At 59.8% G+C, this 15,451-nt stretch carries 11 protein-coding genes; 3 read left to right on the forward strand and 8 right to left on the reverse strand.

Annotated features, from left to right (window positions below; genetic code table 11):
• Positions 1-5 precede the first annotated feature (5 nt).
• Complete coding sequence (locus tag AC13RM_RS12825) at positions 6-1,040, reverse strand: ABC transporter substrate-binding protein (RefSeq protein WP_488555148.1); 1,035 nt, start codon at positions 1,038-1,040, stop codon at positions 6-8.
• A gap of 234 nt (positions 1,041-1,274) precedes the next feature.
• A complete protein-coding gene (locus AC13RM_RS12830; RefSeq protein WP_488555149.1) occupies positions 1,275-2,363 on the reverse strand; it encodes a DJ-1/PfpI family protein in 1,089 nt (362 codons plus the stop codon).
• A 62-nt stretch (positions 2,364-2,425) separates the two neighbouring features.
• Between AC13RM_RS12830 and AC13RM_RS12835 the strand changes: the two genes are divergently transcribed.
• The gene (locus AC13RM_RS12835; RefSeq protein ID WP_488555150.1) at positions 2,426-3,451 is read left to right on the forward strand and encodes a GlxA family transcriptional regulator; all 1,026 of its coding nucleotides are present in this window, start codon (positions 2,426-2,428) and stop codon (positions 3,449-3,451) included.
• Positions 3,452-3,555: 104 nt separating this feature from the next.
• Here the strand turns inward: AC13RM_RS12835 and AC13RM_RS12840 are convergent, their stop codons facing one another.
• From AC13RM_RS12840 to AC13RM_RS12865, 6 genes are all read right to left on the reverse strand, one after another.
• Positions 3,556-4,809, reverse strand: a complete 1,254-nt coding sequence (locus tag AC13RM_RS12840; protein ID WP_488555151.1) for an LVIVD repeat-containing protein — start codon at positions 4,807-4,809, stop codon at positions 3,556-3,558.
• Between the two features lie 73 nt (positions 4,810-4,882).
• Complete coding sequence (locus tag AC13RM_RS12845) at positions 4,883-5,926, reverse strand: substrate-binding domain-containing protein (protein WP_285174293.1); 1,044 nt, start codon at positions 5,924-5,926, stop codon at positions 4,883-4,885.
• Between the two features lie 40 nt (positions 5,927-5,966).
• Positions 5,967-7,001: an ABC transporter permease gene (locus AC13RM_RS12850; RefSeq protein ID WP_285174292.1), complete on the reverse strand. Its 1,035-nt coding sequence runs from the start codon at positions 6,999-7,001 to the stop codon at positions 5,967-5,969.
• On the reverse strand, positions 7,001-8,482 hold the full coding sequence (locus tag AC13RM_RS12855) for a sugar ABC transporter ATP-binding protein (RefSeq protein ID WP_488555152.1): 1,482 nt from the start codon (positions 8,480-8,482) through the stop codon (positions 7,001-7,003). The genes AC13RM_RS12850 and AC13RM_RS12855 overlap by 1 nt, the downstream gene beginning before the upstream one ends.
• Before the next feature lie 563 nt (positions 8,483-9,045).
• Positions 9,046-10,932, reverse strand: coding sequence for an MFS transporter (locus AC13RM_RS12860; protein WP_374818941.1), 1,887 nt, complete (start codon positions 10,930-10,932; stop codon positions 9,046-9,048).
• A 370-nt stretch (positions 10,933-11,302) separates the two neighbouring features.
• Complete coding sequence (locus tag AC13RM_RS12865) at positions 11,303-12,502, reverse strand: MFS transporter (RefSeq protein ID WP_374818944.1); 1,200 nt, start codon at positions 12,500-12,502, stop codon at positions 11,303-11,305.
• A gap of 575 nt (positions 12,503-13,077) precedes the next feature.
• Here AC13RM_RS12865 and AC13RM_RS12870 point away from each other — a divergent pair.
• Together AC13RM_RS12870 and AC13RM_RS12875 are read left to right on the forward strand one after the other, a co-directional pair.
• Positions 13,078-14,637 carry a B12-binding domain-containing radical SAM protein gene (locus tag AC13RM_RS12870; protein ID WP_374818947.1) on the forward strand — a complete coding sequence of 520 codons (1,560 nt, stop codon included), beginning with the start codon at positions 13,078-13,080 and terminating at the stop codon, positions 14,635-14,637.
• A gap of 450 nt (positions 14,638-15,087) precedes the next feature.
• Positions 15,088-15,330, forward strand: coding sequence for a DUF1127 domain-containing protein (locus tag AC13RM_RS12875; protein ID WP_374818950.1), 243 nt, complete (start codon positions 15,088-15,090; stop codon positions 15,328-15,330).
• The last annotated feature ends 121 nt before the right edge of the window (positions 15,331-15,451 follow it).

The following is a 15,451-nucleotide window of genomic DNA, read 5'->3' on the forward strand; positions in this document are numbered from 1 at the left end:
GGCATTCACCCGATCTGCTTACGGATTTCGGTCGTCGCGTCGAGGATCGCCATGGTAGCGACGTCGTCGACGGTCGGTATGGCGCCGGCAAACTGCTTGAGATCGGCATAAGCCTTGATCTGGGCGGCCCAATTGTCCTTGTTCATCGCACCCCAGCCGGTCTGCTTGGTGCTGTCGCCGAAGGAGAAATCGATGACCGGGTGGACGGCCTCGAGCTCGCTGGTCTTGTCGAGGTTGGGATAGGCGTCGACCAGCATGTCGACCGCCTCTTCCGGATGGTCGCGAACATAACCCCAGCCCTTGGCGGCGGCCGTGGTGAAGCGCACCAGCACGTCGGAATGCTTGTCGAGCTGTTCGTCGGTCGTGTAGTAGACGTTGGCGTAGAGCTGGAGGCCTGCATCCCAAAGCATCATATCGACACGCTCGCCGCCGAGCACCTTTAGCGCATTGGTGTTCGTCACCCAGCCGGTAACGGCATCGGCCTGGCCGGTGATCAGCTGGTTCATATCTGAACCCATGTTGACCATCTTCACCTTGTCTTCCGGAATACCGTTTTTGGCCAGCAGCGCGCGCAGCAGGATGAAGGCGGTCGGCTGCGTGGCGATCGTCTTACCGATCATGTCCTTCGGCTCGCGGATCGGTGCCTTCTTCAGCGAGAAATACGTAAAGGGATGCTTACGGTATCCGGCCAGAAACGCCTTGACCGGCATGCCGGCCGAGCGGGCGAGCATGACGGACGGGCTGGAGGAAATCTGCCCGATGGTGGATTGGCCTGCTGCAACGCCGGCGACGCCATCGACATTCGGGCCGCCGGGGACGATGGTGAGATTGATGCCCTGCTCGGTGAAGAAGCCCTTCTTCTGTGCCGCGACTTCGCCGATGAGTCCGTTGGAAGCAAGCCAGCCGAGCTGCATGCGCACTTCGGCAACATCGGCGGCCTTGCCCGCGCGGATGCCGACGAAGGTCTGTGTCGCGGCGAGACCTCCGACCAAGGCGGCATTGGACAGGAAACGGCGACGATTCATCATGAATTGAGACATGCTGATAGTTCCCCTGTTGATTGGGCGACCGGACTTTTCGTCTCGTTATCCACCAATGTCAGGGATGATGGGGGAATTCAGCGTTCTAATAAAGAACAATTATGCGTACTATCGATTGCCGAAAAGGCAACGGGCAAGGTGGCGCAAGTCATGCCTTAGCTGCCGTGTTCGTCGCGAGAGTGCAGCCGCCGACGATCAACGAATTTTGCCAGATCGGCGGCGGATAATGATGGATCAATGCCGTATGGGATATTCGAGCTGCAGCACGACGATATCGGATGTTCGTGCACCATATCGCGCGGTAATCTCCAACAGCGCCTGATCCAGCGCCTGCGCGGACGGGCGCGCGGGAACCGTCACGACCAAGGCATCGGTATGGGTCGAAAGGTCCGGCACGAGCACGAGGCCGTTGCGCGAACGGATGGATTGGGCCGGCTCCGCAATGACAGCCTTCGAACGATAGGTTCTAGACCACGCCTCCGCCGTCAGCGCCAACGCGATTTCATCGAAACCGTGCTCCACGGACAGGCGGATGGTCTCGTGGTTCCAGAAGGCAAGGGTGTTGCCGGCAAAGCGCCAGAGGCGGCTCGTTGTCATGTGAAACGGTGTGGAATCATGCGCGCTGCTCCAATCGATGACACCCAGCCGGGCGGCAGCCGAGCGCGCCTTCTGCGCGCCAGCAATGGCCTCCACCAGAGTCAGGGAAGCGGGGATCGATGCCGTGACGCCCGCGGTGCTCATGACATTGCCGTCGACGATGTAACGCTGGTTATGAACCCACTCTGTCCGCGGAAAGGTACGGCGGATCTTGTCGAGGGCGTACCAATGGGTGGTGGCGCGCTTGCCGTCGAACACGCCGGCCCTTGCCGCAAGCCAAGCGCCCTCACAGATCGAAACGACCATCGCACCCTTCGATGATTGCTCGCGAATCCAGGCAATGACGTTGCGGCTGCTGTCATCATGCATGGCGGGGACGATGACGATGTCGGCGCCTTCTGGATGCTCACGGTCAAAGTCCGGCATTGTCGCGTCCGGCTTGATTTTCAACGCCGGCATGAGGTTCACGATGCCGGCCTGGGTCGAGACGATCACGACGTCGGCGACACCGGCACTGCGCAGGACGCCGTAGGGGATGACGAGATCGGTCGTCTCCGTGCCTCGGTTGTCGGCGGCGATCGCGATGAGGGGCCGTGTCCGCCCGGCTTTGAATGTCGGGAGCCGGATGGCATTTTCTGCCGCTGTTGCAGGTCTCTCGAAAGGGAAAATCGCGATGCAAAATGAAAACAGGGCGAGAAGCAAGGTTCTGAGGGGATGGCGATCCATGGCACGTGTCCGGATTTTTGATGTCATGCCCTCGGAAATATTTGGTTCGCAGGCTGGCGAAAATGACAAAGATATCGCATTTTCCGCCAATGCAGGATTCTGGACATTCCCCTCGGCGCATCGTTGTTATCGGCTATGACGGCGTTCAGGCGCTCGATATCGTCGGACCGATGGAGGTCTTCGCGATGGCCAATCTCCATCTGCCCGAGCGCGCGGGGCCTTATGAGGTTCTGCTCGCGTCCCCAGCGGGCGGAGCCATAAAGAGCAGCTCTGCCGGTGGGCTGGTCTTCGGCGAGACCGCGAGCCTGGAGCAACTGCCTGCCGATCTCGATACGATCATCCTCGCGGGCGGCAGCGAGGATGGGCTTCGGCAGGTCATATTTCAAACGGACCTGCTTGCCTGGTTGCATTCGCAGGTGGGGCCTACCCGGCGCATGGCCAGTGTCTGCACCGGAGCCTTCATCCTCGCGGCCGGCGGTTTCCTCGATGGCAGACGAGCGACCACGCACTGGAATTCCTGTGCGCTTTTGAAAGAGTTGCGGCCTCAGATCGAGGTCGAGCCCGATGCCATCTTTGTGGCGGAGCCGCCTGTCTTCACTTCGGCCGGCATTACGGCTGGCATCGATCTATGTCTGGCGCTGGTCGAGGCCGATTGTGGTTCGAAGACTGCTCTTGCCGTTGCGCGACAGATGGTATTGTTCATGCGCCGGCCGGGCGGTCAGTCGCAGTTCAGCACGGGCCTAGCCCTTCAGGCGAACGCCACGCCGCGCTTGCGGCAGCTCTTGAGCGAGATCGTCGATGATCCGACAGGGGATCTATCTGGACCTGCTCTTGCCAACCGGGTCGGTATGACGGAGCGCACCTTTTCGCGCAGTTTCCGAAAGGAAACCGGAACAACGCCGGCGCAATTCGTGGAAGCCGCTCGGCTGGAACGGGCAAAGGCGCTTCTCGAAAGCTCTGACTGGCCGCTGGCCCGTATCGCCGAGCGTTCGGGTTTTTCAAGCCTCGACACTCTGCATAGGGCCTTTCTCAAGCATCTTGCCATAACACCCGGCTTTTATCGGGCGCGTTTTGGCACGGGTGCCTGACGACAAGGTCAGCCTCGTCACTCACATGTCGACTCATGCCGTGCTGGAAAAAACTTCTCTTCTTTCGTCGATAGAGAATATCGATTGGGAGCTAAGCTCGCGCATCAGTCGCCATATTCGATGATCTCAAGTCCGGCGTTGTAATCCGTCGCATAGATCAGGCCCCTAGCATCGACGAAGACGTCGGCGGACTGGATGACTTTCGGACGACCTGGACGGCGGTCGGTCATGGCGGTCGGGCCTGCGGGCACGAGAGCGCCCGTTTCGACAGGATGATAGGGGTCGGAAATATCGAAGGCGCGGATGCCGGCATTCTGCCATGTCGCAAAGATCAGCGTCTCGGAGACGAACGAGCCGGGCCGGTTTTCATGCAGATTGTGCGGTCCGAAATGGCCGCCCTTCGTTGCATAGTCGATTTCGGCCGGGATCGGGAACGTCGAGATGCTGATCGGATTTTCGGGCACGCGGATGTCGAAGACCCAGGTATGTTTCCGACCGTCTTCCTCATTGTCCAACACGGCTTCATCCGCCACGACAAGAAGATCGCGGCCGGGAAGCGGCAGCGGCGAATGCGTGCCACCGCCATAGGGCGGGCACCAGTTATGGTGCTTGATGAGCCTGGGGGCGGAATGATCCTTGATATCGAGGAGCGTCAGTCCGCCGTCGCGCCAGCAGGCATAGGCGGTGTCGCCATGGACAAGCGCATGGTGCAGCGCATAGCGCTTGCCGTCGCCCCAGTTCGGAGTTTCGCCCGCCGCGCGGTTCATGCCGGGGAGCCACCATTGGCCGACAAGTTCGGGCCTGGTTGGATCAGCCATGTCGATAGTGACGAAGATATAGTCGGTAAAACCGTCGAGCAGCGCCGAGGCATAGGCATAGCGGCCGCCGACATACCAAAGCCTGTGAAAGCCGACGCCTTCGACATCCAGTTGGCCGATCTTGCGCGGCCGGTCGGGAACGGAAATATCGAACACGCTCATGCCAGCGGTCCAGGCGCGTTCGCGCTTTCTGGAGGCGACTGTCTCGCCAACGGACTGCGTGTAGTAGGCCTTCTCGTCCGTGAAGGTTTCCACGTCGGCAAAGAGATCGAGCGCGTTGATGACCAGCAGCAGGTCCTCATGCGTCTGCAGATGGATGTTCCAGGTGTTGGCTGGCGCTGGCACGTAATTGACCGTCTTGGGGTTTTTCGGGTCGCGTACGTCAACGATCGAGAAGCCCTGCGACCAGGGATGGGCGACATAGGCGTAGCCTCGATGAACCATCAATTGCAGCCCATCGCCACGGCCGCCGATATCGCTATGGCCGATCAGTGTCATGTTGCGGGCAAAGTCGGGTTTGGGCAGGTCGGTGGACGCCATGGCTCTTCTCATGCGTAAGGAAGTAAAGAGGGCGGCCTTTCACGGCGGCACCTGCGAAAGCGGCTGATAAGCCTCAGTTCTTGGCCGTCGGGATCCACGCAGCCGTCGCGGCATCGCTTTTCAGGAAGGCGGGGAATTTCTGCTGCAGCTCTTCGATCGTGCCGATCTTGTTGTTGATGAGATCGTCACGCGTAATGAGCGTCGGCTGCAGAAGAACGGAGTGGCCCGGAGACTGGCCGATAATGGCGAGCGAAACGGCGCGGACGGAAACTTCACCGACAACTGCCGCATTCGTGGCGGCCGTTGCGACCCAGGCGCTATCCGGCTCGATCATCAGCTGGATATCGGCGGTCGAGGTGTCGACGCCATAGATCTTCACCTGACCGGAAAGGCCGAGTTCGTCGATGGCGAGCTTCACGCCTTTGGCGAATTCATCCCATGGCGTGAAAATCACCGAAATATCCGGATTGGCGCGCAGCACCGCCTTGGTCTGGTCGGCGACGGAGGCGGGAACGGTGTCGTTGACGACACCCCAGACGGCCTTTTCTTTCAGATTGTGCTTGACGATGAAATCCTTCCACACCGCATAGCGGCGGTCGAGCGGCGCGAAACCGGCAACGTAGACAGCACCGCCGGTGAAGCCATCACCCTTATCCTTCACGGCTTGGTCGAGCACGAGCTTGGCCATATCCTTGTCGCTCTGTTCGATCTGCGGAATTTGCGGATTGTCGAGGTTGACGTCATAGGCGACAACCTTGATGCCCTTGTCGAGCGCCTTCTGCGCGACATCCTTCAGGACTTCGGGACGGCCATTGTTGATGATGATGCCATCGACACCGAGATTGATCGCCTGCTCGACGAGATTGCGCTGCGTGTCATTGTCATTGCGGGCTTGCGAGACGGTGAGGTTGACGCCAAGCGCATCAGCCTGCCGTTTGACGCCAGCCTCGAAGGCCTGCAGCCAGTCACCGCTGCCAAGGAAGCTGATGACGGCGATATTGACGGTTCTTTTATCGAAAGGAGCGGGCGCGCCGGGAATGCCGGCAGCCGATGCCGTGGTCATGAAAAGCGAGCCGGCGACGACGGCCGAAGCTATGATTTTGAATAATTTGATCATTGAAAATCCATTGAGCGTTGAGTGGGGACGGATGGCGGGATCATGCTCTGCCGCGGCTGATCCCATAGGTAAGTGCGAGCGCACCGACGAGAACGGCGCCCTTGATGAAATCCTGCGTATAATAGGGCGCGTTCAGCATCGTCAGCCCGTTCAGGAGCACGCCGACGAAGACGGCACCGATCGTCGTGCCGAGAACGTTGGGACGGCGCAGTCCCAGCACGGCAAAACCAATGAGCGAGGCTGCGACGGAATCCATCAGCAGCGAGGCGCCGGAGGAAACGTCTCCTCGACCGACGCGGGCGGCAACGATGATGCCGCCCAGCGAGGCGAGAACGCCCGAGAGCACATAGGCAAAGGTCTTCAGACGGGCGACATTAGCGCCCGCAAGCCGCGTCGCGGCTTCATTGCCGCCGGTTGCGTAAAGAAGGCGACCGAGACGCGTACGCTCGGTCAGCACGAAGAGCACGAGCGCCACGACGAGCATGAGAATGACGGGGAAGGGGACTGTGCCGAACAGGCTTGAACGTCCTATCGTCAAAAAGGCGGGATCGACCTTGCCGATCGCCTTCGTCCCATCGGGAAGGATCAGACCGACAGAGATCGAGCGCCCGGCTGTCGGGATCAGCTGCAATCCCGTGAGCAGGAACATGGTGGAGAGGGTCGCGAGCAGGTCCGGCACCCTCAGCCGAACGATCAGCAGAGCATTGACGAGCCCGACGATCGCGCCGAAGGCGAGTACCAGTGGCACGGTCTCATAGGCGTCGAGGTTCCACACGATCATCGCATAGCTCGCGGCCATGACACTGGAGGCAGCCACCGCGCCGACGGAAAGATCGAAGCCGCCGATCGCAAGCGTCACCGTGACGCCGGCACCGATGATGGCGACCACCGAAACCGCCTGCAGGATGCTCATCAGATTGTTGATGTTGATGAAGGCCGGCTGGGTGAAGCTGAAGATGATGACAAGGGCAATGAGAAGAAGAAATACCGCTCCGCGCCGCACGAACTCCTGCGGTGTAATCGTATTGCCTGCTTGCCTGACCTGTTCGGGAATTTCTGCGGTACCTTCACTCATCAGGCATATTCCTTGTTCTGTCGGTCGCCTGCGGCCGCGTCAGCGGCGTCTTTGAGACCATGATGTTCCATCACCAGCACGCGGTCGGCGACTTCGAGTGCTTCTTCCGGATCGGATGTCGCGATCAGGGTGGCGCGGTCGGTGTGGGCGCGTATGGCCGTGATAATGTCCTGGCGGGCGCCGACATCGACCCCCTGAAAGGGCTCGTCGAGAAGCAGGAGGCGGCTTGGCTCGGCCTCCCAGCGCGCGAGCACGACCTTCTGCTGATTGCCGCCGGAAAGCGACCAGACGGATGCTTCGGGACTGGAGGCCTTTATGCCGAGACGCCGAACGGCCCTTCCTCCTTCGCGGCTCTCCCGCCCGGAAAACAGGAAGCCCGACGGATACCAACGTTTCAGATGCGGCAGGCTGATCGTTGCCGCAATACTCTCTCCCGGCCAGTCCGATGGCATGAGAGAAGAGCGATGCCGGTCGGCGGCAGCCATGACAACGCCACGCGCGATCGCATCCGCGGGCGAGCCGGGCTGAAATGCAATGTCGTCCAGAAGTGCCGTGCCGGAGGCAAAGCGCTCAAGGCCGAAAAGTGTCGACAGAAGTCGGCTCTTGCCGGCGCCGAGAACGCCGGTAATGGCGACGACCTCGCCGGCATGGAGCCTGAGATCGATCGGCGGGCTGTCGGCCAGCAGCCGGACAGCCTGAAGCTCCAGTATGGTCCGGTCGAATTGTTCACGGCGATGTGGGCGAGCCGCCTTCATGGAGCGGCCAATCATGGTTTCGATGGCGACGTCGAAGTCGATCGGCTGCGAGAAGGCACCGACATTGCGGCCGCCCCGCAGGACATCAACGCGGTCGGCGAGCGCATCGAGATCGGCCGTACGGTGCGAAATATAGAGAATGCCCAGGCCGCGGGCCTTCAGCCGGCGGACGATATCGTAAAGCCGGGCCGTCTCGCGCGCAGACAGGCTTGCGGTGGGCTCGTCCAGGATCAGCAGCTGTGCCTTGTTGGAAAGGGCGCGGGCGATGGCGACCATCTGCCGGTCGGCAGTGCCGAGATCGCCAAAATCCCGGTCGAGCGGCAGGTCGAAGCCGGCTTCCGACAGGATCGCTTCCGCCTTCCGCCGCACCGAACGCTTCGACAGAAAGAAGGGCTGGCGTCCGTCAACATATTGGTTAAGCAGCAGCGCATCTGCGACCGAGAGTCCGGCGACGCCGACGACATCGGTCGATTGATGCACGGTGACGATGCCCTGCGCCGTCGCCTCGGCCGGGCTTTCGGGGCGATAATCTGCGCCATTCCATAGGATGATCCCTGAATCGGCGCGGTGGATGCCCGACAGGATTTTGACCAGCGTCGACTTGCCGGCACCGTTCGCTCCCATCAGTGCGACGACCTCGCCGCGATTAACGGTTAGAGACGCTGCCGACAAAGCCTGTGTCGAGCCGAAAGCAAGCGAAAGATTTTGGGCATCCAGCAAGGTCATGGGCGTGGGGTTCGATGATTGTCAGCGGTACTCGTAAGCCCCTGGCGATCAATTAAAAGGACGCGCCTTGCTTTGTTTATTTAATCTATAGAATAAATTTTTCCCAGGCTCCGGTTCGCCTCCATTCGGGTCTCTACAGACGGGCGGCGAGACCGAGCAAGTCTTGCCGACGCCTGTCGCCAGCGAGTTTAATTTGTCTGAAATTTCGAGAGAGCCGAAAAAACCTTCCTTTAATCTACTAATTTTATAGACAATATAAACCGTCAAATATCAGCAATGTCCGCGATGGCGAGGTATTCACGTTGCGTCTGCGGAAACATGCGCCAGGGGTTTTCATGGATACAGTGCTCTATCTCGCTTCTCTCGCGCCGCGGCCAAGCCTTGCGGCAACCAAACGCGCCTGGTCGATTCTGCAGCATTTTCTGGCAGGCCTAATGGTCCTCTTTTCGCTTCTGGTGCTGCTGCACGCTGTTTGCGGAAGCTGAAATCCGCGCTTCCATCAGGAACTGAAAGGAAAACGAATGGGCCCGGCGTGCCGCATCTGAACGCCGGGCCTTATGCGGTTACTTGATGCTGTTCAGATCGACGCCCTTGGTTTCCCGAACGAAGATAAGGCCAATGATCAGAGTCATCGCAGCGATCGCGATCGGGTACCAGAGGCCATAATAGATATCGCCCTTGGCGGCGCTCATGGCGAAGACCGTTGCCGGCAGCAGGCCGCCGAACCAGCCGTTGCCGATGTGATAGGGCAGCGACATGCCGGTATAGCGGATGCGGGTCGGGAACATCTCCACCAGGATTGCGGCGATCGGGCCGTAGACCATCGTCACGTAGATGACGAGGATGGTCAGGATGAGGATGGTCAGCGGCCAGTTGATGGCCGCAGGATCGGCAACCACCTTGAAGGCACCACCCTTAGCGATGGTGTAGACCGGCATATCAGTTGCGCCACCGGCCTGATCCGCCGTCAGAAGCTTCGCCTTGACGAGATCTGCAACTGGGGTGACTGTCTTGTCGCCCGCCCGCACGGTCGCCCCGTCAAGCCCCAGTTCCGGGTTTGCGGCGATGAAGGCGTCAAGCTTGGCGTCCGGCACCTTGACGGGATCGCGCGCCAGCGGGAAGCCGGCCTTTTGCAGGGCAAGGTTCATGTCATGCGTGAATGCAGCGCTCTTGGCCGCTGTACCGGCACCTGCCGCCGTTGCATCGTAAGAGGTGATGGTCGCGTCGCCGATCTTGACGGTTGCCGGCTGTCCGGCTGGGCCTTCGGCGATCATGTAGGGCACGGACGACTTCGACAGGAACGAGGTGGCGATGTCGCATGAATTGTTGAACTGGTTGGTGAGGCCAACCGGATTGAACTGAAAAGTGCAATCGCCAGGAGCAGCCGTCACCGTCGCCCGGACGGTTTGCTCCGCTTGGGCGAGGGCGGGATTTGCGGCATTGGTCAGCGCCTTGAAGAGCGGGAAATAGGTGAGGATCGCCAGCGCAAGGCCCGCCATGATGATCGGCTTGCGGCCGATCTTGTCGGACAACCAGCCGAAGAACACGAAGAAGCCGCTGCCGATCAGAAGCGCGATCGCGATCATGATGTTGACCGATTGGCCGTCGACCTTCAGCACGTTCTGCAGGAAGAACAGCGAGTAGAACTGGCCGGCATACCAGACGACCGCCTGGCCGGCGGTGAGGCCGAGCAGCGCGATCAAGGCGATCTTGGCATTCTTCCACTGGCCGAAGGCTTCGGAGAGCGGTGCCTTGGAGCCCTTGCCCTCTTCCTTCATCTTCTTGAAGGCCGGCGATTCACTGAGCGATAGCCGGATCCAGACGGAGATGGCGAGCAGAAGGCAGGAGAGAAGGAAGGGAATACGCCAGCCCCAGGCTGCGAAAGCCTCCTTGCCGAGCGCATTCTGCACGATCAGGATGACGATCAGCGACAGGAACAGGCCGAGTGTTGCCGTTGTCTGGATCCACGACGTGTAGTAGCCGCGTTTGTTGTCGGGCGCATGCTCGGCGACGTAGGTGGCGGCGCCACCATATTCGCCGCCAAGCGCAAGGCCCTGCAGCAGGCGAAGGATGATCAGGATGACAGGCGCGGCGATGCCCCAGCTCGCCGATCCGGGAAGGACGCCGACCAGGAAGGTCGAAAGACCCATGATCAGGATCGTGACGAGGAAAGTGTACTTACGTCCGACAAGATCGCCGATGCGCCCGAAGACGAGGGCGCCGAACGGCCGGACGAGGAAGCCTGCGGCAAAGGCGAGCAGGGCGAAGATATTGCGGGTTGCTTCCGGATAGTCGCTGAAGAAGGCCGTGCCGATGAAGGCGGCCAGAGAACCGTAAAGATAGAAATCGTACCATTCGAACACGGTTCCGAGGGAGGAGGCGAAGATGACCTTCTTCTCCTCCCTGGTCATGCCTCGACTCGTCGTCTCGGCCACGGACGTGGATGCCATGAATCAATCCTCCCAATTGCACCAGGGACATGGTCAAAAGACCCGTGTCATGTCCCCCATAATGACATTACGCAGGACTTTCCTGCCGATGGGCGCGGAAAGTCGCGCCAGTGGATGCTCTCCTGATTTCCTCCCCCAGGAGATCACGCACCTGATGCATATGTGAGTGTTGGCCAAAAATTGAAAATTGCAATGGCTGCAACCGCTGTTGCTCATGGAAATCTGTGTGTAAGTATCAAGAAATATGAATATGTCATTGCCCGGCGTAACGGCCGGGGCTTGTCGCCGGCAAAAGCGCTGTCGGGCGCGGCGAAATGTGAGGCACCCGACATGGTTCGCAGATGTGAGTCCAGGCCTCTTCGCGCTGATTTCAGGCCGGCTGCAGCTGCAAGCGCCGCATGGGCGGAAAGGCAAGCGCGATGGCGGCCGCCCCCAGCCCCACCATGGAGGAGCCGATGAAGAGCCAGGAGTAGTTGGCGAAGGTATCGAAGATCCAGCCGCCGATCAAAGGTCCGGCTGCCATGCCGATGCTCGAGAGCATCGATGCCGCTCCAAAGACAGTGCCAATGACGCGCGGCCCGAAATATTCGCGCGCCAGCACGGCATAAAGCGGCATCACGCCGCCATAGGCACTGCCGAAGACGACCGCCAGCGCATAGAACTCGCCAAGCTCGCTGACCAGCAGATAGGTGGCAAGTGCCGCCGCCTGCACCAGGAGGCCGGCGACCAGCACCGGTTTCACACCGAACCTGTCCGCAAGCGTCCCGTAAAGGAGGCGGCCGCCAAGACCCGCAAGGCCCTCGACGCTATAGATGCTGACAGCTGCCATCGGCCCCACGCCGCAGATGGTGGCGTAGCTGACCATGTGGAAGATCGGTCCGGAATGGGCTGCGCAGCAGGCAAAGAAGGTCGCGCCGAGCACGAGGAACTGCGGCGAGCTGAAGATCCGCCCGAGCGGCAGGCTCCGCTCTTCCCTTTGTCCATCCGCGCCGGTGGTCTCGGCAAGGACCGGTGCTCGCCGGACCAGCAGCGCCGCCGGGATCAGCAGAACCCACGCCATGATGCCGATGACAAGCATGGCGAAACGCCAGTCATAGGCCGAAATAAGATATCGGGCGAACGGCGACACCGTCATCGGTGCGACGCCCATGCCGGCTGAGACCAGGGATACCGCAAGACCTCTGCCCTTGTCGAACCAGGCGGTCGTTGCCGCGATCATCGGGGCGAAGAAGGCACTGGCGGCAAGGCCGACGAGAATGCCGTAGGTCAGCTGGAATTGCAGAAGCGACCCCGCCCGGCTTGCCAGGACAAGCGCCAGCCCAAGCAGCAACGCGCCGGTCATCACTACGATGCGGATGCCAAAGCGATCGCTTGCGGCTCCCCAGGCAAAGGCACCGAGGCCCATGGTCAGGAAATTCAGCGTCATGGCGGCGGCGATGCCGGCATGCGACCAGCCTGTATCCGCGGCAATCGGCACTTGAAAGATCGCCAGCGAAAACATCGCGCCGAGCGCAACACAAGTCATCAGCGCACCGGCACCGACGATCACCCAACGATAGGACGAACTCATTTTGCAGCTCCCTTCATCCGGTTCGGTTCAAGGTGCGAAAGATCCGATAATATGCTTTCGCGCCATGTCTGGAATAAAGACGATTGCGTCGGGACGATTTCGACATTGCCGCCGTAAAAATTTTTATCGGCGGCGTGGGCGATTCATTTGCCCATGTCGGATCGGCACTGGATGAGAGGCATCCTCGGTAGACTGAAGTGGTAGAAGCTCACCCTCCCCTTGGGGGGGAGGGTCGGCCGTAGGCCGGGGTGGGGTGACTGCGGCAATCTCTGAGGCCAGACAATTGTCACCCCCACCCGCCGCTTTGCGGCGACCTCCCCCCTCAAGGGGGAGGTATTATCTAGCATGCGGTGCGCTCAGCGAGAAGAATGTCCCGCGCGGGTGGTTGCTCGGACACCCAGCGGCCGGAGGCATCCGGAATTTAATCCTGAGCTCATATAGGGCTGCTAAGACAGCCGCCTCGATGCTGGAAGACCCTGCTTCGCTGCCGGAAGGTCGGCGGATGCAGCTGCAAATGATATACAGGCTTAAAGCAATACCGAACCAGATCTTCACGTCATGGAGCGGACTATTCAATGGCTCATATCGTCATCATCAATCCGCGTTTCGAAACCTCCTATTGGGGCATGGAGCACGCTCTGCCGCTGTTCGACGTCAAGGCCAATCTTCCGGTGGCCTGCCTGCCTTTGCTGGCGGCGCTGACGCCGGCCACACATACCGTCACTCTAGTCGATGAGAATATCGAGCCGATAGACTACGGCCTTTGCGAGAAGGCCGATATCGTTGCGCTGACGGGGATGATCGTTCAGCGCTTTCGTATGACGGAAATCCTGACCGAACTCAAACGGCGCAACTGTTTCACCGTCGTCGGCGGACCTTGGGTTACGGTCAAGGAGGATTATTTCGGCAACCTCGTCGATGTCTCCTTCATCGGCGAGGCGGAGGAGACCTGGCCGAAATTCCTGGCTGAATGGCAGGAGGGTCATCATGCCCGGCGCTACGAACAGGCCGACAAGACGGATATGAGCAAGGTGCCCGTGCCGCGCTTCGATCTCTTGAAGATGGACGAATATGCTGTTGGCAGCATCCAGTTTTCGCGCGGCTGTCCTTTTACCTGCGATTTCTGCGACATCATCGTGGTTTTCGGCCGCAAGCCGCGCATCAAGACCAGCACGCAGATCATCGCCGAGATGGAGGCCCTGCTCGCGTCCGGAATGGATACGGCTTTCATCGTCGATGACAATCTGATTGGCAACAAGAAGGCGATCAAGGAAGTGCTGCGCGATGTCGTCGCCTGGCAGGAGCGTCATCATTACCCGATGACGTTTCTGACGGAGGCGTCGATCGATCTGGCTGACGATGCCGAACTGATGCAGCTGATGGTCGATGCCAATATCCGTGTCGTCTTCATCGGTATCGAAACCCCGAACGAGGAGGCGCTGCGCGAAACCAAGAAGCTGCAGAACCTGCGCAAGGGCGGGACGATGTTGGAGAAAATCCACACGATCCAGCAGACCGGCATGGAGGTCTGGTGCGGCATGATCCTGGGCTTCGACAGCGACGATGCAACCATCTTCGATGCGCAGCGGGTTTTCATCAAGGATGCGCGCATCGTCAATGCCATGATCGGCATGCTGGCGGCGATCCCGAAGACGCCGCTCTATACACGTCTCGCCAAGGAAGGCAGGCTCGATCATGACGATCCGCCAGCCTACGGCACCAATGTCATCCCGCTCAATCTCTCGCGCGAAACCTTGCGGGACGGATATCTTTCTGTCCTCAGCGATCTGCATGAGCCGGCCGCCTATTTCGATCGGTTGGATGCGCTTTATATCGATGCCCGCATCGAACCGGAAAGTACCCGCTTACGCCACCTGCGCCGCCACCCGCTGCGTTTGCTGGCGCTCAACGCGACATGGGCATTCGAGGCGGTCGGGATTTTCCTCCGGCTGATGCGCCGAGTGAAGGAGGCGGATTTGCGAGCCACTTACCGCGCGCGGCTTTTCAATCTCCTGCGGCATCGGCGCTCTCCCGTCGTGCTGCAAATCTATGCCATCAAATGCGCCATGCATTACCACGCCCATATCATGGTGCAGCAGATGCGTACCGGGGGCGGCATCGTCAATTCGTTCTAGCCCGGCTTCAAACTTGGCAGACCTTGCCGGCAGTCAGGCCCCCCCTGCGGCAGCGATCCTCCTCTGCTCGCCAACGTCGTCACTGTTGCTTCGATGCAACATATTGTGCTGGATATTTGCAATTCGAAATTGTGGGGTTGCCGATTGGCGGATCTCGCGTATGATACGTCCATCCGCAAATCGAACAGGGAGGCGTGACATGCATAATCTACATATGTTTACATACGTCTCCGGCGGAATGATGTCGATGGCCTTGGTGTGTGCTGCACCAACTGCGCGACGACTCTATAATTAAAGCTTTAAAAGCTTTATCTGCCGCCGCTTAGGCGTTTTCCCATTAAACCTATATGACCTGCCCAGGGAATGACTTGGTGCGTCGTCGACGCATCCGCTCCTGAAGCCGGTCAAGCTTCAAGAGGACCTGGTCGCGTGATTGCGCCAGGAATAACGATGGCTCCTTCACAATTTATAGTTGCCGAGAGTTTGACGGCGACGATCGATGAACTTTACCAGAAATTCGGTGCCTGGAGGACTGCACAAGCCCTGCTGTTTGTCGCCTGGAAACGGCGGCAGATCTATGAGGATGTATCCGGATTATCGAATTATCAGCTTCGTGATATCGGCCTTCCCGAGCGTGAGGAAGGGTTGGATTATCGCAGCTTGCTGGCGTTGCATGTGAGCCGCCTTAAATGAGGTGGGCTTGATGCAGATGAACACTTTACTGCTCGTCCTTCTTGACCTCTGTTGGTTCGAGAATGGCGGGACGGCTGCGAAATTGCGGCGGACGGGAAACCATTTGTGTGGTGTGTTCACC

The sequence above is a fragment of the Martinezella sp. CNPSo 3732 genome, assembly GCF_057784515.1.